We start from the raw sequence: 17,773 nt of genomic DNA, 5'->3' as shown, positions 1-17,773 counted from the left end.
CATGGCCTATCTGCCGAGCCCGCAGCAGCTGCGCTATCTGGTGATGCTGGCGGAGACGGGACATTTCGGCCGCGCGGCTTCGGCCTGCGCGGTCTCGCAATCCACCCTCTCCGCCGGGATTCTGGCGCTGGAGCGGGCCCTCGACGCTTCGATTCTGGATCGTGCGGCGTCCAAGCATCCGGTCTTCACCCCGCTGGGGCTGGAGCTGGTGGCGAAGGCACGGGCGGCTTTGGCCGCGCTGGCGTCGGTGGCGGAGACGGCGGATGCGGCGCGCGCCCCGATGTCCGGCCCGTTGCGGCTGGGGGTGATCCCGACCGTGGGGCCGTTCCTGCTGCCAAGGCTGATGCCGCAATTGCGCGACCGCTATCAGGCGCTGAAACTCTTCCTGCGCGAGGATCAGACCGAGCGGCTGCTGGAGCAGCTGGATGCTGGGATGCTGGATCTGCTGATCCTGGCCCAGCCTTGTGCTTGCGCGGGTGCGGAGACGCTGATGCTGGCGCGCGATGAGTTTCTGGTGGCGCTGCCGCCCGGCCATGTGCTGGCGGCGCGGCCCTCGCTCACCCCGGCGGATCTGGCGGCCGAGCAGTTTCTGCTGCTGGAGGATGGGCATTGCCTGCGCGACCAGGTGCTGGCGGTGTGCGGCACGGCATTGGGGCGCGAGCGCGAACAGCAGCGCTTCGCGGCGACCTCGCTGCATACGCTGATCCAGATGGTGGCGGGCGGGCTGGGGGTGACTTTGGTGCCGGAGCTGGCGGTGCGGGCGGGCTTGGCGAAAGGCACCGGGGTGGAGCTGCGCAAGCTGGATGGTGGCAGCGGCTGGCGGAGCCTGGCCTTGGCCTGGCGGGAGGGCAGCCCGCGCGCGCCGGAATATCGCGCCTTGGCCCCGGTCATCACCGAGGCGTGCGCCTAGGGGAGCAATGCAGACCTTTTTTCAAAAAGGGCTGCAAAACGTTTGGGGCGTTGGCAACCGCTGTGCCAACGCCCCCACGTTTTCGCCGCTTTTTTGTAAAAAAGCGGCACCAAAAAACTTTTGGGACCTTAGGCCTTGGGCTCTTCGCGGAAATACGCCTCCACGCTGCCCTTGAGCTTCACGGTCAGCGGCTTGCCCTTGCGGTCCAGCGCCTTGCCGGCGGCGACCCGCACCCAGCCCTCGGAGACGCAATATTCCTCGACATTATTCTTCTCGACGCCATTGAAGCGAATGCCGATGCCGCGCTCCAGAATCGCCTCATTGAAGAATTTGCTGTCCTGATCGATGCTCAGGCGGTCGGGCGGGGTGTCGGTCATAGCATTTTCCGTATCTTGTTTTTCAGTTTGGTGATGAAGCTCGCCGGCGGCGAATCCGCCAGGGCGATCACCGGCACACTCGCCAGCGCCTTGCCGTTGGCGCTGTAGGTCACGCTGCCCAGCGTCTCGCCCTTCTTCACGCCCGGCGTCAGGTCGGCGGTGTAGGTGATGCTGTGGGTGATCGCCTTCTGCGCGTCCACCGGGACTGTCAGCACCAGATCCTGCGCGGTGCCGACAGCGACCTGGCCGCTGTTCAAAGCTTCGCTCTTCAGCGTGTCGATCGGTTGGTTGGCGGTGGCGATCTGCATGTCGGTGAAGAAGCGCTGGCCGTAATCCAGCAGACTCTCCACCGCCGCGGTGCTCTCACCCCAGGTCGGGCCACCGGTGACGACGGCGATGAAGCGCATATCGCCGCGCTTGGCGGTGGCATCGATGCAATGGCCGGCCTCGCGGGTCAGGCCGGTTTTCAGCCCGTCCACGGTCGGGTCCTTGAACAGCACCGGGTTCCAGCTGCGCTGGGTGATGCCGCCATAGGTGTAGCTCTGCTCCTTGGAGATATCGAGAATTTCCGGCTCATCCTGCAGGATCGCGCGCGACAGCTTGGCGACATCCATGGAGGAGGTGCGCAGCGCCGGGTCGGGCAGGCCGGTCGGGTTGGTGTAGTTGGTGTCGGTCATGTCCAGCTTGCGCGCCATGTCGTTCATCATCTGAACGAAGGCGCCGGTGGAGCCGGCCACCTGCTCGGCCAGCGCGGTGGCGGCATCGTTGCCGGAGACGATGATCAGCCCGTGCAGCAACTGGTCCACATTCACCACGGAGCTGGGCTGGATGAACATGGTCGAGCCCTGCTGGTGCCAGGCATCGACCGAGACCGGCACGGTCTGGTCCAGCTTCAGGCTGCCATGATGCAGCGCCTGATAGACCAGATGCGCGGTCATCAGCTTGGTCAGGCTGGCGGGGGGCACCTGCAGATGCGGTGCGGCCTCGGCGATGATCGCGCCGGTCTTGGCGTCCATCAGCACATAGGAGGTCATGTCCGGCAGCGCCGGCGGTTGCGGGGTGTTCTTGTCCGCGATCGGGCTGTCGGGGGTGGGGGGCGGGCCTGAGGGCGCGGCGGTGGCGCCGATCTTGCCGGTATCGCCATTGGCGCCCGAATCGGCGGCCGTGGCGGCATGTTGCGTCTTCGCCAGAACCGGCGCGGCGGCGGCCAAAGCGATGGCAAGGGTGGCACATGACAGGCCAGACAGTCTCAGCATAGGCGATCCACACTCCAGGCTTATTGGGGCGGGGCCTGTCTGCACCCGAACCGCCGCGCCGCGCAAGGCGTCGCGCGTTAACGGCTTGTAACCGGGCCGCATCAGGCCGGCGTTTCTTGACAAGCGGCCTGCCGCTTGTTTGATGCGCCAATCGAGCGGGAAAAGGGTTTCATGGCACGGCGCGGCAAAGAAACAGGCGGTTTGGGCGAATTCATCAAAACGGTCGTCTATGCCGGGTTGATCGCGGTGGGCATTCACACCTTCCTGTTCGAACCTTTTTATATCCCCTCCGGCTCAATGGTGCCGACGCTGCTGGTCGGCGACTATCTGGTCGTCGATAAATTCGCCTATGGCTACTCGCATTATTCGCTGCCCTTCGCGCCGGACTGGTTCAAGGGCCGGATCTTCGGGCGGATGCCCAAGCGCGGCACCGTGGTGGTGTTCCGCCCGCCCGGTGCCCCGGATGAGGATTACATCAAGCGCGTGATCGGCCTGCCTGGCGATACGGTGCAGATGATCGCCGGGCAGCTCTATATCAACGGCAAGGAGGTGCCGCGGACTTTTGTCGGCGATTATACCGACACCTCCTCGGGCGCGCCGGTGGTAACCAAGGATTACCAGGAAACCCTGCCGGGCGGCGTCACCCATGCCATCCTGAAGGTGACCAACGCGCCGGAGAATGAAGGCGGGGTCGATCCCAATAACACCCCGCTCTATACCGTGCCGCCGGGCGATCTCTTCATGATGGGCGATAACCGGGATAATTCCGAGGATTCGCGCTTCATGGACGGGCCTGTCGGCTATGTGCCGGTGGAGAATGTCATCGGCCCGGCGGAGATCATCTTCTTCTCCATCGATTTGCGCCACCCGTTCTGGCAGATCTGGCAATGGCCGTTTGAGATCCGCTGGGGCCGGATGCTGCACGGCATCAAGTGACCCGCACGGAAATCGCCGCCGCCTTTCTGGGACATGAATTCTCCCGGCCCGCGCTGCTGAGCGAGGCGCTGACCCATCGCTCCGCCGCCGGGGCGAAGGGGGTCGGCTCGAATGAGCGGCTGGAATTCATCGGCGACCGGGTGCTGGGGCTGATCGTCGCGGAATGGCTGAGTGAGCGCTTTCCCAATGAGCAGGAGGGCAAGCTCGGCCCGCGCCTGGCGGCTCTGGTCTCCAAGCCGGCACTGGCGGCGGTGGCGGAGGCGCATAATGTCGGCGCCATGCTCAATGTCGCCCCGGGCGAGGCCAAGCGCGGGGTGAGCACCCAGCCCAACGTGCTGGCGGATGCGGTGGAGGCGATGATCGGCGCGCTCTATCTCGATGCCGGGCTGGAGGCCGCGCGCGCCTTTGTGCACCGGGTTATGGCCGATGCCGTGGAGGCGCAGGCCGCCCCGCCAAAGGACCCCAAGACCGCGTTGCAGGAATGGGCGCTCAAGCGCGGCCAGATTTTGCCGCTTTACGAAACACTGGAGCAATCCGGCCCCTCGCACGCGCCGCTTTTCGTGGTACGGGTGAGTGTGGGAGAGGAGAGCGCCACCGCGCAAGCGGGCGCCAAGCGCGCCGCCGAACAAGAGGCGGCGCGGCTTTTGTTAGGACAGTTACCGAAATGACCAAATGCGGCTTCATCGCCCTCATCGGCGCCCCCAATGCCGGCAAATCCACCCTTCTCAACCGGCTGACCGGGGCGAAGGTCTCCATCGTCAGCCCGAAGGCGCAGACCACCCGGGCGCGGGTGCTGGGCATTCTGGTGCGTGACGAGACGCAGCTGATCTTCGTCGATACGCCGGGTATTTTCGCGCCCAAGCGGCGGCTGGACAAGGCGATGGTGGAAGCCGCCTGGAATGGTGCCGGCGAGGCGGATCTGCGCTTCCTGCTGGTGGATGCCAAGCATGGCCTGACCGAAGGGGTGCGCGACATCGCCGCCAAGCTGGCCGAAAGCGGCGCGCGCCTCTCGCTGGTGCTCAACAAGATCGATCTGATCGACCGCCAGGAGCTGCTGCCGATGGCGCAACAGGCGGCGGCGATGGCGAAGTTCGAGGAGGTCTTCATGATCTCCGCGCAGAGCGGCGATGGGATCGAGGCGCTATTGGATTATTGCGTGGCGCAGATGCCGGAGAGCCCGTATCTCTACCCCGAGGATGAGATGACGGACCTGCCGGACCGCCAGTTGGCGGCCGAGATCGTGCGCGAGCAGATTTTCCTGCAGACCCGCGACGAGGTGCCCTACGGCGCCACGGTGGAGACCGAGAGCTTCAAGGAGCAGCGCAACGGCTCCATCCGCATCGATGCCGTCATTTATGTCGCCCGCGAGGGGCATAAGGCGATTTTGATCGGCGCCAAGGGCACGCGGATCAAGGAGATCGGCAGCCGGGCCCGGCAGGAGCTGGAGCGGCTGATGGAGGTGAAGGTGGATCTGTTCCTGCGCGTGGTCGAGCGGCCGGGCTGGGATGAGGAAGCCGCCCGCATCCGCGCCGTCGGGCTGGATCTGCCGCGTGGCTGAAGGGAAGCAAGGTTGTGATTCTGTCCAAAATTAGAGGCAAATCTCACTTTGCGGCTTTCTCGATCTACGCACTCTGTAGTGCGGCGTTAGTTTGGCAGGGAGGCGCGTTAACCCGACAAGTCGCGGGCACACCTGAAGATCCGTTCGAATTCCTTTGGTTCTTGTCATGGTGGCCGCATGCAATCGTATACCACCTTAATCCATTTTTGGCGAAAGTTGCCTGGTATCCGTACGGCGTTCCGCTTCTTTGGGAGACATCAGTGCCTCTACTGGCGTTTCTCGGCTGGCCGTTGACCGCGTTATTCGGGGTTGTCTTCACCTATAATTTTTTTATTATCTCAGCTCCAATTCTTGCGGCTTGGTTTGCGTATCTCGTATGTCTACATGGTTCAAAGAAGTTTGCCCCCTCCCTGATAGGGGGCTATCTCTTTGGCTTTTCAACATACGTCATGGCCCAGAGTGAAACCGCGCTAAACCTAACGATGGTTGCGTGTTTGCCGGCTTTATTGCTTGTGGTGCTGAAGCGATTAGACGATGAATTCAGCCGCCCGGCTGCGGTGGCATTAGCCTCTGCCATTCTTGTTGCTCAATTTTTTATCTGTCTTGAGGTTTTTGCGACTCTGTTTTTTTTTGGCGGCATTGCCTACTTCTTCGCACTCGCTTATCTGCCACAGCGTAGGCAGGTTCTTAAACGGCTTTTTGTCGACGGGGTTGCGACGGGATTGGTCGTCGCGCTTTTTTTGTCACCCTTCGCGGCGCCGATGTTACAGACTTATAAACTCATCAACCATCCAGCGGCTTGGCCGTACTATTACGTAGCCGACCCACTCAATCTCATTGTTCCTTCAACCAACAATTTGTTTGGGGGATTTTTTCGAGGTATTTCGGATAGATTTAATGGAGGCCCTCAAGAGCAGGATATTTATCTTGGCGTGCCGCTTATTGTCATCATTTTTTTGTTTGGCTTTGAAAGGCGACAAGAACGCAAATTTCTTCTGATATGCTTTTTAGCGTTTATGCTGTGCTGTTTCGGCCCGATAATGTGGTTTGATGGCTATTTTACACAAATCGGTTTGCCCTGGTTTGTGCTTCAAAAGTTGCCGTTAATCGGCAATGCATTGGCAACACGCTTTGCTGTCTATCTTTCGCTTGTCTCAGCTATCATTGTTTCGCGCTGGACAATAGAGGGGGGAAGTCGGTTTATCTTGGCGCTGCTCGCCTGCGTTGCTCTGCTGCCGTCTCCCCATCCCTGGAGCTCTTTGCCAGATATCGCTTTTTTTCGCCCCAGCCATATCAGAACACTCCTTGGGCCGTCCTCCCGACTAATCATTTTACCGTTTGCAGGACAGGGGCCTGGCTCTTATTGGCAGTTGGAAAGCGATTACGGCTTCGTGATGGTAGGTGGCTATTTTGGCTTTCCGCTCCGTCCGGCACAAGATTTTCCAGCCGTCATGCAACTGTTTTCAGGGCGTCTGGCGAAAAATTTTCTTGAAGAATTTGTGGCTTACGCCACCGCGTCCGGGGCGCAATATGTCATTATTGCCCCTGGCACCTCAAAGTTGATCACAGATAAGTTAGCTTCTTTATCATGGGAGCGAAGGGAAGATAGTGGAGTGACAATCCTGCAAGTGCCGCAAAAGTGAGTAGGGTATATAGGTAGTTTTTGGCAGAGTAGCGTCCTGAGGCAATATTTTCGGGTGTATTCGTAATGGATCCAAGCTTGAGATTATCGGTGCTTCGTGGAGCGTAAAGCCTATGAAGAAATGGCGGCGAATGAGCAAAGCCATTGGTGGTTTGTGGCGCGGCGTCGTATTTTGGAGAGCGTGATCGCTCGATTAGACTTGCCATCTGACGCGCGGATTTTGGAGTTGGGCTCTGGAACAGGTGGCAATTTTCAGATGCTCTCTAGGTTTGGCCAGATCACGGCATTAGAACTTGACGATGTTGCGCGTGCTATGTCGGCTGAATTGGCTGAGCGTAACGGTGTAACTGTCGAGTTGTTAGCCGGAATTCTTCCTGAGGCGGCAGGATTGGCCGATCGTCGTTTCGATTTGATCTGTTTACTTGATGTATTAGAGCATATCGAAGATGATGCCAAGACTTTGGCTCTGATCGCTAAGCATCTCAGGCCCAATGGCGTGGCGCTGATCACTGTCCCGGCCTATCAGGCCCTCTATGGCCGCCACGACGCCCATTTACATCATAAACGCCGTTACGAGGCGGAGCAGTTACGCAAAGCTTTCGCTCAGGCGGGATTGAGGCCGCGGCTGTTCAGCTTCATGAATAGTGCGCTATTGCCTATCGCGTGGCTGGCGCGATTAATGGATAAGCTACCAGGCGAACGGCGGTCCATCGGTGTTGGGAAGCCCCATTGGCTCGTAAATGTGATCTTGAGGCATGTTTTTGCACTTGAGGCGCATGTGCTTGATCGGTGGAGCCTGCCATTTGGGTTATCGCTTATCGCAGTCTTAGAAAATGATTTTTTAGCAGAGCGGGCTACGGAGCAGAAGGTATTGAAATGCGCATCTCCGTCATTCAAATGTCGCCGCGGGCGGATAAGGCGCAGAACATCGCCCAGGCCCGTGCCTTGATCGAGGCGGCGGTGGCTGCGGAGCAGCCGGATTTGGTGGTGCTGCCGGAAATCTGGACCTGCCTGGGGGGCGACCGGGCACAGAAATTCGCCGCCGCCGAGCCGCTGCCGGCCCCGGGCGGGCAGGGCGGCGAGGCCTATGAATTCCTGCGCGCCATGGCGGTGGAGAACAACATCCATGTGCATGGCGGCTCGATCGGCGAGCTGGCGGGCGAAAAACTGTTCAACACCTCGCTGGTGTTCAGCCCGCAGGGCGAGGAGCTGGCGCGTTATCGCAAGATCCATCTGTTCGACATCGTCACCCCGAATGGCGAGGGCTATCGCGAAAGCGCCACTTACGGCGCCGGGGAGGAGGTCGTCACCTTCGTGATGCAGGGTGTGAGGATCGGTGTCGCGATCTGCTATGATCTGCGCTTTGCCGAGTTGTTCCTGGCGCTGCGCCGCCAGGGCGCGGAGATTATCCTGCTGCCCGCCGCCTTCACCCTGCAGACCGGCAAGGACCATTGGGAGGTGCTGCTGCGGGCGCGGGCGATCGAGACCCAATGCTGGGTTGCCGCCGCCGCCTGCACCGGGGTGCATCACGATGCCGGCGGCGAGGCGCGCGCGACCTACGGCCATTCGATGATCATCGATCCCTGGGGGCATGTTGTCGCCAGGGCCTCTGACGGGCTGGGCTTCGCCAGCGCGCGGATCGACCGCGAGCTGACCGCGCGCACCCGCGCCAACATGCCCGTGCTGGCGCATCGCAAGCTCGCATGAAGCTCGCTTTCATCGCCGCGCAGACGGAGGGGGCCAGGGCCGCGCGCGCGCGGCTGCAAGGGCTCTATGGCGACCATGAGGTGAAGGCGGCCGATGTCATCGTGGCGCTGGGCGGGGACGGGCTGATGCTGGAATGCCTGCATCAGGTTCTGGGCGGTTCCATGCCGGTCTATGGCATGAATTGCGGCTCCGTCGGCTTTATGATGAACGAATATCACGAGGATGATCTGACCGCGCGAATCGGCCGGGCGCTGCCTTCGGTGCTGCATCCCTTGCGCATGCATGCCGTCACCGCCTCCGGCGTGGTCGAGGAGGCGATGGCGTTGAACGAGGTTTCGCTGCTGCGCCAGGGGCGCCAGGCGGCGAAGATTCGCATCTCGGTGGATCAGCGCGAGCGCCTGGCCGAGCTGATCTGCGATGGGGTGCTGATCTCCACCCCCGCCGGCTCCACTGCCTATAACCTCTCCGCGCACGGGCCGATCGTCCCGCTTTCGGCCAATCTCTTGCCGCTGACGCCGATTTCCGCCTTCCGCCCCAGGCGCTGGCGCGGCGCGCTGCTGCCGGCCACGGTGGATGTTCTGTTCGAAGTGCTGGAGCCGGAAAAACGCCCGGTGGCGGCGGTGGCGGATTTCACCGAGGTGCGGGATGTGATTTCGGTGGCGGTGCATGAGGATCGCAGCCTCGGCGCCACGGTGCTGTTCGACCCGGACCGGGCGCTTTCCGAACGAATCATCACCGAGCAATTCACCGTTTAGCGGGGCTTGCCTGCTTTCGTTGCAGTAGACGTTATGGCCCGGCTTGATTAAGGCCATGCCATGGCACAGCATTATTTCACCGTCACCTGGGACCAGCTACATCGCGACGCCAAGGCGCTTTCCTGGCGTTTGCATGAGGCGGGGCCGTGGAAGGGCATTGTGGCGGTCACGCGCGGCGGGCTGATCCCGGCCGCGATCATCGCCCGCGAACTGGATTGCCGGCTGATCGAATGTATCTGCGTCGTCACCTATGACGACGAGACCCGCGGCGAGCCGCATGTCACCAAGCCGGCCCCGGCCGCGGGCGATGGCGAGGGCTGGCTGATCATCGACGACCTGGTCGATAGCGGCACCACCGCCCGGCATGTGCGCGCCCTGTTGCCGAAGGCGCATTTCGCCACGGTCTACGCCAAGCCGGCGGGCAAGCCGACGGTGGATACCTTCATCACCGAGGTCAGCCAGGATACCTGGATCCTGTTCCCGTGGGACACGGAGCCGCAATTTGTCGCGCCCTTGGCGCGCAAGAGCTGAGCGGCCCTTGGCGCGCAAAAGCTGAACGAGCCGTTGGCGCGCAAGAGCTGAGCCCGCCCTGGGCGGGGCAGATCCCCCGCGCCTAGCCAGGGGGGGCAAAACCGGCTAGACAACCGCAGCCGCGCCATGGTGGCGCGGCGTTTTCTGCGGCCGTTCGGGGCAAAAACGCCATCGGGATGATCCGCGCCGTCGCCGGTTTTGAAATCTTGCGGCGTTTCCGGCCACATGGTCCGTGGTTGCGGGTTTTTGCCCCAGCCAGACCCATGCCGCCCGAGGCGCCGCCCCGAAAACCCGGCTGTCTGCGTATGATTCCCCTTGGGCTCTGCTCCGCACGCCGCGACGGAGTCTGTGTATGTTCGATAAATTCTTCCGCAAAGAGATGGAATGGGGTGGCAAGACCCTGATTCTGGAGACCGGCAAGGTTGCCCGTCAGGCCGATGGCGCCGTGGTGGCCTCCTATGGCGATACCGTGGTGCTCGCCACCGTGGTCGGCGCCAAGGCCGCCAAGCCGGGGCAGGATTTCTTCCCGCTCACCGTCAATTATCAGGAAAAATTCTACGCCGCCGGCCGTATTCCTGGCGGCTTCTTCAAGCGTGAAGGCCGCCCGACCGAGAAGGAGACGCTGGTCTCCCGCCTGATCGACCGTCCGATCCGCCCGCTCTTCCCCGAGGGCTTCCGCAACGAAGTGCAGGTTGTGGTGAACGTGCTGAGCCATGATCTGGACAATGATCCGGACGTGCTGGGCCTGGTGGCGGCCTCCGCCGCGCTGACCCTCTCCGGCATTCCGTTCTTCGGCCCGGTGGGCGCGGCCCGCGTTGGTTATATCAACGGTGAGTATGTGCTGAACCCGACCACCAGCGAGCGCGAAGAGAGCAAGCTGGATCTGGTGCTGGCCGGCACCACCGAAGGCGTGTTGATGGTCGAATCCGAAGCCTCCGAACTTTCCGAGGAGGTGATGCTGGGTGCGGTCACCTTCGGCCATCAGAGCTTCCAGCCGGTGATCCAGGCGATCATCGAACTGGCCGAGGTCGCCGCCAAGGAGCCGTGGGATCTGCCGGAGGAATCCGAGGAGACCAAGACCCTGAAGGCGCGCGTGGATGCGCTGGCCCGCGCCGCCATCACCGAGGCCTATAAGGAAACCCAGAAGCAGGTGCGCTACGAGAAGCTGGCCGCCGCCAAGAAAGAGGCCGCCGCCAAGCTGACCGAGGAAGGGCTGAACGCGGAAGCCGCCAAGGGCCTGTTCAAGGAGCTGGAAGCGGACATCGTCCGTAACGCCATCCTGGATACCGGTCTGCGCATCGATGGCCGCGACACCAAGACCGTGCGCCCGATCCTCTCCGAGGTTGGCGTGCTGCCGCGCACCCATGGCTCCGCGCTGTTTACCCGTGGCGAGACCCAGGCGCTGGTCGTGGCCACGCTGGGCACCGCCCAGGACGAGCAGGTGGTGGATGCCATCGAGGGCGAGTTCAAGGAGCATTTCATGCTCCATTACAACTTCCCTCCGTTCTCCGTGGGTGAGACCGGCCGCATGGGTTCGCCGGGCCGCCGTGAAATCGGCCATGGCAAGCTGGCTTGGCGCGCGGTGCATCCGCTGCTGCCGACCAAGGAAGCCTTCCCCTACACGCTGCGCGTGGTCTCCGAGATCACCGAGTCCAACGGTTCCTCCTCGATGGCCACGGTCTGCGGCACCTCCTTGTCGCTGATGGATGCCGGCGTGCCGCTGAAATCCCCGGTGGCGGGCATCGCCATGGGGCTGATCAAGGAAGATAAGGGCTTCGCGGTTCTCTCCGATATTCTGGGCGACGAGGATCACCTCGGCGACATGGATTTCAAGGTGGCCGGCACTGAAGCGGGCATCACCGCCCTGCAGATGGACATCAAGATCACCTCGATCACCCCGGAGATCATGAAGATCGCCCTGGAGCAGGCCAAGGGTGGTCGTCTGCACATTCTGGGCGAGATGGCCAAGGCGATCACCGGCAACCGCGACGGCGTGTCCGCCAACGCGCCGAAGATCGTCACCACCTCCGTGCCGAAGGAAAAGATCCGCGACGTGATCGGCACCGGCGGCAAGGTGATCCGCGACATCGTCGAAAAGACCGGTGCCAAGGTTGATATCGGCGATGACGGCACGGTGAAGATCGCCGCCTCCGACGACAAGAAGATCCAGGCTGCCCTCGACATGATCAAGGGCATCGTGGCGGAGCCGGAAGTTGGCGTGATCTATAATGGCAAGGTCGTGAAGACCGCCGATTTCGGCGCCTTCGTGAACTTCCTCGGTGCGAAGGATGGTCTCGTCCATATCTCCGAGCTGGCGCAGGGCCGCGTTGCCAAGACCACCGATGTGGTCAAGCAGGGCGATGCGGTGAAGGTGAAGGTGATCGGCTTCGACGATCGCGGCAAGGTGAAGCTCTCCATGCGCGTGGTCGACCAGGAAACCGGTGCGGACATCACCGACCAGGTTGGCTCCACCAAGAGCAAGCGCGAGCAGGCCGAGGGTTAAAAAAGTTTTTGGGGGTGTGGGGTGTTTTTTCAAAAACACCCCACCTCTTCCGCGACGCAGCGGCGCCCTCTGGGCGCCGTTTTGCGTTGCGGCGAGGCGCTTGCCATACTTGCCTGAACCAGCAGGGGATGTGGGTGAATGACACAAGAAAAGCGTGTTTCGCGGGCCAGATTGATCGCCGCCGCTTCGGCCGGCAATGCGCTCGAATTCTACGATTTCATGGTCTATGGCTATTTCGCCCTGGCGCTGGGGCAGACCTTCTTTCCCGCCCATAGCGAAACCGCCCGGCTGCTGCTCACCTTCGGCACGTTCGGTGTCTCCTTCTTCGCCCGGCCGATCGGCGCCATCATCCTCGGGCGGCTGGCCGATGTGAAAGGCCGCGCCTTCTGCATGATCCTCTGCGTGGCGATGATGAGCCTCGCCTCCTTGTTCATGGCCATTTTGCCCGGCCATGCGCAACTCGGCCTGTGGGCGCCGTTCGGCATCCTGGCGGCGCGGCTGGTGCAGGGGCTCGCACTGGGCGGCGAATTCGGCAGCTCGACTGCGCTGATGATCGAACATTCAGAAGGGGCGGAGACGCATGCGGCGAGCTTCCAGGGCATCAGCCAGAATATCTCCGGCCTGCTGGCGGTGGGGGTGGCCTGGCTGCTCTCGCTGCATCCGCAAGGGTTTTTCGGGCTGCAGAATTTCCGCATCGCCTTTTTGCTCGGCGCCATCGGCGGTGTGGTCGTGCTGATCCTGCGCCGGCGGCTGGAGGATGCGCCGGCGTTCAAGCGCCAGCAGGTGGAAAATCCTGGCCGGCACCCGATCCTGCCCGGCGCCATCGTTATCGCCGGAGGGTTGGTGGCGATCGGCACGGCGCAGACCTATCTGGGGCTGTATTTGCCCACCTACGCCACCACGCAGCTGCATATGCAGCCGCACAAGGCGCTCTCCGCGATATTCATCCTGTATCTGATCCTGATGCTGATCATCCCGCTGCGGCTGTTCCTGGCGCGGCTGTTCGACCGTACCGGCAATGTCGGGCTGATGATCGGCTCCTGCATCGGCATGGCGGTGGTGGCCTATCCGGCCTTCACCCTGCTGCAGCATTATCCCACCGAGGCGGCTTTGTTCTGTATGCCGATCCTCTTCAATCTGGTGGCGCTGCCTTATAACGCGCCGCTGAACGGGTTCATGGGGCTGGTGTTCCCGATCCAGGGCCGCGGGATCGGTCTTTCCACCGGCTACTCGATCGGCATCGCTCTGTTTGGCGGCTCGGCGCCGTTCATCTTCACCTGGCTGATCGCTCAAACCGGCAGCCCGCGCAGCCCGGCCCTGTATCTGGTGGTGACGGCCTTCATCACGCTGGCGGCGATCTGGGCGGCGCAGCGGCGGATGAGATTATATAGGTAATTGTTTTGGGGCCGCTTTTAGAGCAATATGTGTTTAGGTTGACGCGCTAGCGTCAAAATAAACACATGAAATAGCTCGCTAAAACAAACATTAGAGCATCAAGCTAAAAGCTTGATGCTCTAGCTCAAATCGCGATCCCGAACATGTTTAGGGCTTAATTTTCTAAATTCAGTGTCGCGGTCAGCCTCGCCGCCAGCAGCTGCGCCGGCCCGGCATCCGGCGGCAGGCGCGAATCAATCGCCAGGCTCGCCAGCCCATGCACCAGGCACCAGCACGCCATCGTCTTGTCGGTCGCCCGGCCCGGTGCCGCCTGCTTGGCCACCCGCGCCGCCAGCACCCCATAGGCGGCCGCCAGCGCACTCTCCAGCTCCGGATAATGGCTGAGCCGCTCCGGCCCGAAAATCAGCCGGTACAAAGCCGGATTGGCCACCGCGAAGCGTATATAGGCACAAGCCTGGTCCTGCAGCTTGTCCACCCCAAGCCTGTCGGCGGCTTCGAGATCCGCTGTGAGTTCCCATACGCCGGAGGTGGCGATCGCGGCGAGCAAATGCTCCCGGTCCGCGAAATAACGATAGGCGGCGGTGGCGGACACCCCGGCCTGGCGTGTCACCGCCCGCAAGGACAGCCCGGCCAGCCCCGCCTCCGCCAGCAAATGCCGCCCGGCGGTGATCAACGCCGCCCGCAATTCGCGCTTCTCCGGAACATTGGTTGACACTGATAACTCCATTATGGGAAAACAGTTTACACTGTCAACATAATCGAGGTCGCCATGGCTTCCAAGCGCGTTTCGGTTGATTTATCGACGATCCCCGAGCTGGTGGTGGTGTATCTCGGCATGCGGGTGAGACGCCTGCGCGGGGTTGCCACACTGGCGCGGCTCGGCCCGCAAATCCAGCGCGCCGTCGCGGCCCAGCCCGATGGGCTGCTCGCGCATGAATTCATGCTGTTCGGGGCGTTGCATGTCGGCATGCGGCAATATTGGCGGGATATGGAGAGTCTGGAAGCCTTCACCCGCACCGGCGCGCATGCCGGATGGTGGCGCGATTTCATCAAGGACCCCGCCGGCACCGGCTTCTGGCACGAGGCCTATCGAAAGACCGGCGGCATGGAGGGGATCTATCTGGATATGCCGGCCCCGCTTGGCTTGCAGAAAATCGCTCCGCCGCACGCTGTCGAAGGGGCCTATAAGAGCAGCCGTGGCCGGATGGGGTGATCCGCTCAGCCCAGCATCTGCACCAGCAGCACGATATTCAGCCCCAGAATGAACGCCGCCCCGGCGACGGCCAGCCCGTTCAGCAGCCGGGAATTGGCGAATCCGCCCATGATATCCACCCGGCGGGTGAAGGCGACCAGGGCGATCATCGGCACCGGCAGCGCGAAGGAGAGCACCACCTGGCTCAGCACCAGCGCGCGTGTCGCATCCACCCCCAGCCCGACGACGGCGAAGGCCGGCAGCATCGTGATCAGCCGGCGCAGCCAGAGCGGAATGGAGAAGGCGACGAAACCCTGCATGATCGACTGCCCGGCCATCGTCGCCACCGCCGAGGAGGAGAGGCCCGAGGCCATCAGCGCCACCAGGAACACGCCGGCCGCGGCGGGGCCGAGCAGCGGGGTGAGGGTGTGATAGGCGGTTTCAATATCCGCCACATCCGGATGCCCGGCATGGAAGGCGGCGGCGGCGGTCACCACCATCGCCATATTCACCAGCCCCGCCAGACTTAGCGCGATCACCACCTCGCGGTTGGAAAAGCGCAACAGCGTCCGGCGCTGCGCATCGTCGCGCGGGGTGACGCGGTGCTGGGTGAGGCTTGAATGCAGATAGAGCGCGTGCGGCATCACCGTGGCGCCGATGATCCCCACCGCGATGGTCAGCGCATTCGCATCCGGCAAAATCGGCAGCACGGCGCCGCGCGCCGCCTGGCCCCATTGCACCGGGGAGATGAATATTTCCGCCAGATAGCAGGCCGCGATCACCAGGATCAGCCCGCCGATCATCAGCTCCATCGGCCGGAAGCCGCGCCCGCCGAGAATCAGAAATACATAGGTGAGCACCGCCGTGATCCCCATGCCCGCGAGCAGCGGCAGATGGCACAGCAATGCCAGCCCGATGGCGCCGCCGAGGAACTCGGCGAGGTCGGTCGCCATCGCCGCCACCTCGCTGACCACCCACATGAAATAGATCAGCTTGCGCGGCAGATGCTCGCGGCAGGTCTCGGCCAGATTGCGCCCGGTCACCAGGCCCAATTTGGCGGAAAGCGCCTGGAACAGCATGGCGATGACATTGGCCAGCAGCACCACCCAGAGCAGCCGATAGCCATAGAAGGAGCCGGCCTGGATGTTGGTGGCGATATTGCCGGGGTCCATATAGGCGATGGAGGCGATCAGCGCCGGGCCGGCGAACAGCAAGGCGGTGCGCAGCCCATGCCGGCGCCCCGCCAGAACGGCGTGGATCTCGGCCTCGGTCCGGCGGCTCAGCCCGGTGTCAGTCTCGGCATCCATTCTGCCTGGTCACTCCTCGCGCACCGTATGGCGCACGGGAAAAATGTAGCCTTGGCTACATTTTTTGCAAGGGCATGTCCGCGCCACTGGCTTTTAGAGCGCGTTCAGGCTGACGCTGTTGCGTCACCCTGAACGCGCTCTAACGCTTTGGTTTAGAGGCTGATTCACGGTTCAGCTTGATCGCTTCGCGATTCAATCTGAACCGATCAGGCTCTAGGATTCTGTGGTTAATCCATTGAAAAGGCGCGGCGTTCATCGCTGAACACCGCGCCTTGCCGATCATTATGAAATTTTCAGATCAGCCTGATCGGTCTCAGACCATCTGCAGATGCCCGGTTTCGACATTGAAATGCAGCCCGGCCAGGGTCAGGCGGCCATCCAGAACCCGCTCCTTGATCCAGGGGAAGCTGAGCAGATTGGCCAGCGAGACGCGGATTGCCTCATGCTCGCAGGCGGCGCACTGGCTGTCGAAATCCGCCTCCCGGCTCTCCGGCGCATCGCAGACGCGCTGGCGCGCGGTGGTGGCAATCTGCATCCAGCTATCCACGAAGTCCCGGCTGCCTTCGCCCGAGCCCTGCATCAGGGCGCGAATGCCGCCGCACCGGCTATGGCCGAGCACGACGATGGAGCGCACATTCAGCGAGTTCACCGCGAATTCCAAAGCCGCGGAGGTGCCGTGCTGCTTGTCGTCCGGCGCGTAGGGCGGCACCAGGGCGCTGACATTGCGCACCACGAAAATCTCGCCCGGGGCGCAATCGAAGATCGCTTCCGGGGCCACGCGGCTGTCGGAACAGGCGATCACCATCGCCGGCGGGGACTGGCCGTCGCGCGCCAGAGTCGTGTAGCGGTCCTTATGCTCCTGCCAATAGCTGCTGCGGAACCGCTCATACCCTTCGAGCAATGTCTTCATAACCCCTCCTGTTTCGCCGTGACCCAAAAAGCTTCCATTTCCTCAAGCGTCGAGTCGCGCGGGGTTTTGCCGGATTGCGCCAGCAACGCCTCCACCCGCGAAAACCGCCGGATGAATTTCTCATTCGCGCCTTCAAGGCAAGCCTCGGCATCCTGGCCGAGCTTGCGGGCGAGATTGACCAGCACGAAGAGCAGATCCCCTAGCTCATCGGCGAGGCGCGCGGGCTTGGCTTCCGCCAGCTCCGCCTTCAGCTCGGCGATCTCCTCGTCTAGTTTCTCCAGCACCGCGGTCGCGTCCGGCCAGTCGAACTTCACCCGCGCGGCGCGGCTGGTGAGTTTCTGGGCGCGTTTGAGCGCGGGCAGGGCCATCGCCACCCCGTCCAGCGCGCCATGCTGGGCGAGGCTGGCGCGCTCGGCCTCCTTCTGGCTCTCCCAGGCGGCGGTCTGCGCGGCGGCAGAGCGGCTAGCCTCCTCGCCGAACACATGCGGATGCCGGCGGATCATTTTCGCGGTGATCCCGGCGGCGACATCGTCGAAACTGAACCAGCCGCGCTCGGCCGCCATCTGCGCGTGATAGACCACCTGGAACAGCAGATCACCCAGCTCATCCTGCAGCTGCGCCGGATCGCCTGAGGCGATGGCGGCGCGGACCTCATAGGCTTCCTCGATCGTATAGGGCGCGATGGTGGCGAAATCCTGCTCCTTGTCCCAGGGACAGCCGGTCTCAGGATCACGCAAAGCCGCCATCACGTTGATGAGGGCCTGAATCGGTGCTTCATTCGACATGATCGGGTT

18 protein-coding genes are annotated in these 17,773 nt (G+C 62.6%); 12 read left to right on the top strand and 6 right to left on the bottom strand.

Features of this window, described 5'->3' with window-relative positions:
* Position 1: 1 nt before the first annotated feature.
* A complete protein-coding gene (locus tag ACZ46S_RS03835; protein ID WP_464063429.1) occupies positions 2 to 910 on the top strand; it encodes a hydrogen peroxide-inducible genes activator in 909 nt (302 codons plus the stop codon).
* A 128-nt stretch (positions 911 to 1,038) separates the two neighbouring features.
* Here ACZ46S_RS03835 and ACZ46S_RS03830 read toward each other — a convergent pair whose 3' ends face one another.
* Positions 1,039 to 1,287, bottom strand: a complete 249-nt coding sequence (locus ACZ46S_RS03830; protein ID WP_464063428.1) for a DUF3297 family protein — start codon at positions 1,285 to 1,287, stop codon at positions 1,039 to 1,041.
* Positions 1,284 to 2,543: a D-alanyl-D-alanine carboxypeptidase family protein gene (locus ACZ46S_RS03825; protein WP_464063427.1), complete on the bottom strand. Its 1,260-nt coding sequence runs from the start codon at positions 2,541 to 2,543 to the stop codon at positions 1,284 to 1,286. The genes ACZ46S_RS03830 and ACZ46S_RS03825 overlap by 4 nt, the downstream gene beginning before the upstream one ends.
* Positions 2,544 to 2,714: 171 nt before the next feature.
* Here ACZ46S_RS03825 and lepB point away from each other — a divergent pair, with 171 nt between their 5' ends.
* From lepB to ACZ46S_RS03775, 10 genes are all read left to right on the top strand, one after another.
* Positions 2,715 to 3,479 carry a signal peptidase I gene (lepB, locus tag ACZ46S_RS03820; RefSeq protein ID WP_464063426.1) on the top strand — a complete coding sequence of 255 codons (765 nt, stop codon included), beginning with the start codon at positions 2,715 to 2,717 and terminating at the stop codon, positions 3,477 to 3,479.
* Positions 3,476 to 4,147: a ribonuclease III gene (gene rnc, locus ACZ46S_RS03815; RefSeq protein ID WP_464063425.1), complete on the top strand. Its 672-nt coding sequence runs from the start codon at positions 3,476 to 3,478 to the stop codon at positions 4,145 to 4,147. Before lepB ends, rnc begins: the two co-directional genes overlap by 4 nt.
* Complete coding sequence (gene era, locus ACZ46S_RS03810; RefSeq protein ID WP_464063424.1) at positions 4,144 to 5,037, top strand: GTPase Era; 894 nt, start codon at positions 4,144 to 4,146, stop codon at positions 5,035 to 5,037. Before rnc ends, era begins: the two co-directional genes overlap by 4 nt.
* Before the next feature lie 14 nt (positions 5,038 to 5,051).
* The gene (locus tag ACZ46S_RS03805) at positions 5,052 to 6,680 is read left to right on the top strand and encodes a hypothetical protein (protein WP_464063423.1); all 1,629 of its coding nucleotides are present in this window, start codon (positions 5,052 to 5,054) and stop codon (positions 6,678 to 6,680) included.
* Positions 6,681 to 6,776: 96 nt separating this feature from the next.
* Positions 6,777 to 7,628 carry a class I SAM-dependent methyltransferase gene (locus ACZ46S_RS03800; RefSeq protein ID WP_464063422.1) on the top strand — a complete coding sequence of 284 codons (852 nt, stop codon included), beginning with the start codon at positions 6,777 to 6,779 and terminating at the stop codon, positions 7,626 to 7,628.
* Positions 7,556 to 8,386 carry a carbon-nitrogen hydrolase family protein gene (locus ACZ46S_RS03795; RefSeq protein ID WP_464063421.1) on the top strand — a complete coding sequence of 277 codons (831 nt, stop codon included), beginning with the start codon at positions 7,556 to 7,558 and terminating at the stop codon, positions 8,384 to 8,386. Before ACZ46S_RS03800 ends, ACZ46S_RS03795 begins: the two co-directional genes overlap by 73 nt.
* Positions 8,383 to 9,141, top strand: a complete 759-nt coding sequence (locus ACZ46S_RS03790) for an NAD kinase (RefSeq protein ID WP_295743415.1) — start codon at positions 8,383 to 8,385, stop codon at positions 9,139 to 9,141. The genes ACZ46S_RS03795 and ACZ46S_RS03790 overlap by 4 nt, the downstream gene beginning before the upstream one ends.
* Before the next feature lie 60 nt (positions 9,142 to 9,201).
* Positions 9,202 to 9,672: a xanthine phosphoribosyltransferase gene (gpt, locus tag ACZ46S_RS03785; protein WP_295743413.1), complete on the top strand. Its 471-nt coding sequence runs from the start codon at positions 9,202 to 9,204 to the stop codon at positions 9,670 to 9,672.
* A gap of 352 nt (positions 9,673 to 10,024) precedes the next feature.
* A complete protein-coding gene (gene pnp / locus ACZ46S_RS03780) occupies positions 10,025 to 12,175 on the top strand; it encodes a polyribonucleotide nucleotidyltransferase (protein WP_464063420.1) in 2,151 nt (716 codons plus the stop codon).
* Positions 12,176 to 12,313: 138 nt separating this feature from the next.
* On the top strand, positions 12,314 to 13,570 hold the full coding sequence (locus tag ACZ46S_RS03775) for an MFS transporter (RefSeq protein WP_464063419.1): 1,257 nt from the start codon (positions 12,314 to 12,316) through the stop codon (positions 13,568 to 13,570).
* Between the two features lie 154 nt (positions 13,571 to 13,724).
* Here ACZ46S_RS03775 and ACZ46S_RS03770 read toward each other — a convergent pair whose 3' ends face one another.
* On the bottom strand, positions 13,725 to 14,285 hold the full coding sequence (locus ACZ46S_RS03770) for a TetR/AcrR family transcriptional regulator (protein WP_464063418.1): 561 nt from the start codon (positions 14,283 to 14,285) through the stop codon (positions 13,725 to 13,727).
* 54 nt (positions 14,286 to 14,339) lie between these two features.
* Here ACZ46S_RS03770 and ACZ46S_RS03765 point away from each other — a divergent pair, with 54 nt between their 5' ends.
* Complete coding sequence (locus tag ACZ46S_RS03765; RefSeq protein ID WP_464063417.1) at positions 14,340 to 14,783, top strand: monooxygenase family protein; 444 nt, start codon at positions 14,340 to 14,342, stop codon at positions 14,781 to 14,783.
* Between the two features lie 5 nt (positions 14,784 to 14,788).
* Here the strand turns inward: ACZ46S_RS03765 and ACZ46S_RS03760 are convergent, their stop codons facing one another.
* The 3 genes from ACZ46S_RS03760 to mazG form a co-directional block, all read right to left on the bottom strand.
* The gene (locus tag ACZ46S_RS03760) at positions 14,789 to 16,069 is read right to left on the bottom strand and encodes an Nramp family divalent metal transporter (RefSeq protein ID WP_464063416.1); all 1,281 of its coding nucleotides are present in this window, start codon (positions 16,067 to 16,069) and stop codon (positions 14,789 to 14,791) included.
* 313 nt (positions 16,070 to 16,382) lie between these two features.
* Entirely contained in the window at positions 16,383 to 16,979 is a 597-nt protein-coding gene (locus ACZ46S_RS03755; protein WP_295743398.1) for a carbonic anhydrase, read from the bottom strand.
* Complete coding sequence (gene mazG / locus ACZ46S_RS03750) at positions 16,976 to 17,764, bottom strand: nucleoside triphosphate pyrophosphohydrolase (protein ID WP_464063415.1); 789 nt, start codon at positions 17,762 to 17,764, stop codon at positions 16,976 to 16,978. The genes ACZ46S_RS03755 and mazG overlap by 4 nt, the downstream gene beginning before the upstream one ends.
* Positions 17,765 to 17,773: the final 9 nt, after the last annotated feature.

It is taken from the genome of Acidocella aluminiidurans, assembly GCF_055383125.1.
Note: the sequence above shows the minus strand (reverse complement) of the source record. Positions and strands in the feature narration are given on the sequence as shown.

Bases quoted from the DNA above. Each gene is read 5' to 3' on its own strand.
- ACZ46S_RS03835 (WP_464063429.1), top strand. From the start codon at position 2: ATGGCCTATCTGCCGAGCCCGCAGCAGCTGCGCTATCTGGTGATGCTG.
- ACZ46S_RS03830 (WP_464063428.1), bottom strand. From the start codon at position 1,287: ATGACCGACACCCCGCCCGACCGCCTGAGCATCGATCAGGACAGCAAA.
- ACZ46S_RS03825 (WP_464063427.1), bottom strand. From the start codon at position 2,543: ATGCTGAGACTGTCTGGCCTGTCATGTGCCACCCTTGCCATCGCTTTG.
- lepB (WP_464063426.1), top strand. From the start codon at position 2,715: ATGGCACGGCGCGGCAAAGAAACAGGCGGTTTGGGCGAATTCATCAAA.
- era (WP_464063424.1), top strand. From the start codon at position 4,144: ATGACCAAATGCGGCTTCATCGCCCTCATCGGCGCCCCCAATGCCGGC.
- ACZ46S_RS03795 (WP_464063421.1), top strand. From the start codon at position 7,556: ATGCGCATCTCCGTCATTCAAATGTCGCCGCGGGCGGATAAGGCGCAG.
- ACZ46S_RS03790 (WP_295743415.1), top strand. From the start codon at position 8,383: ATGAAGCTCGCTTTCATCGCCGCGCAGACGGAGGGGGCCAGGGCCGCG.
- gpt (WP_295743413.1), top strand. From the start codon at position 9,202: ATGGCACAGCATTATTTCACCGTCACCTGGGACCAGCTACATCGCGAC.
- pnp (WP_464063420.1), top strand. From the start codon at position 10,025: ATGTTCGATAAATTCTTCCGCAAAGAGATGGAATGGGGTGGCAAGACC.
- ACZ46S_RS03775 (WP_464063419.1), top strand. From the start codon at position 12,314: ATGACACAAGAAAAGCGTGTTTCGCGGGCCAGATTGATCGCCGCCGCT.
- ACZ46S_RS03765 (WP_464063417.1), top strand. From the start codon at position 14,340: ATGGCTTCCAAGCGCGTTTCGGTTGATTTATCGACGATCCCCGAGCTG.
- ACZ46S_RS03760 (WP_464063416.1), bottom strand. From the start codon at position 16,069: ATGGATGCCGAGACTGACACCGGGCTGAGCCGCCGGACCGAGGCCGAG.
- ACZ46S_RS03755 (WP_295743398.1), bottom strand. From the start codon at position 16,979: ATGAAGACATTGCTCGAAGGGTATGAGCGGTTCCGCAGCAGCTATTGG.
- mazG (WP_464063415.1), bottom strand. From the start codon at position 17,764: ATGTCGAATGAAGCACCGATTCAGGCCCTCATCAACGTGATGGCGGCT.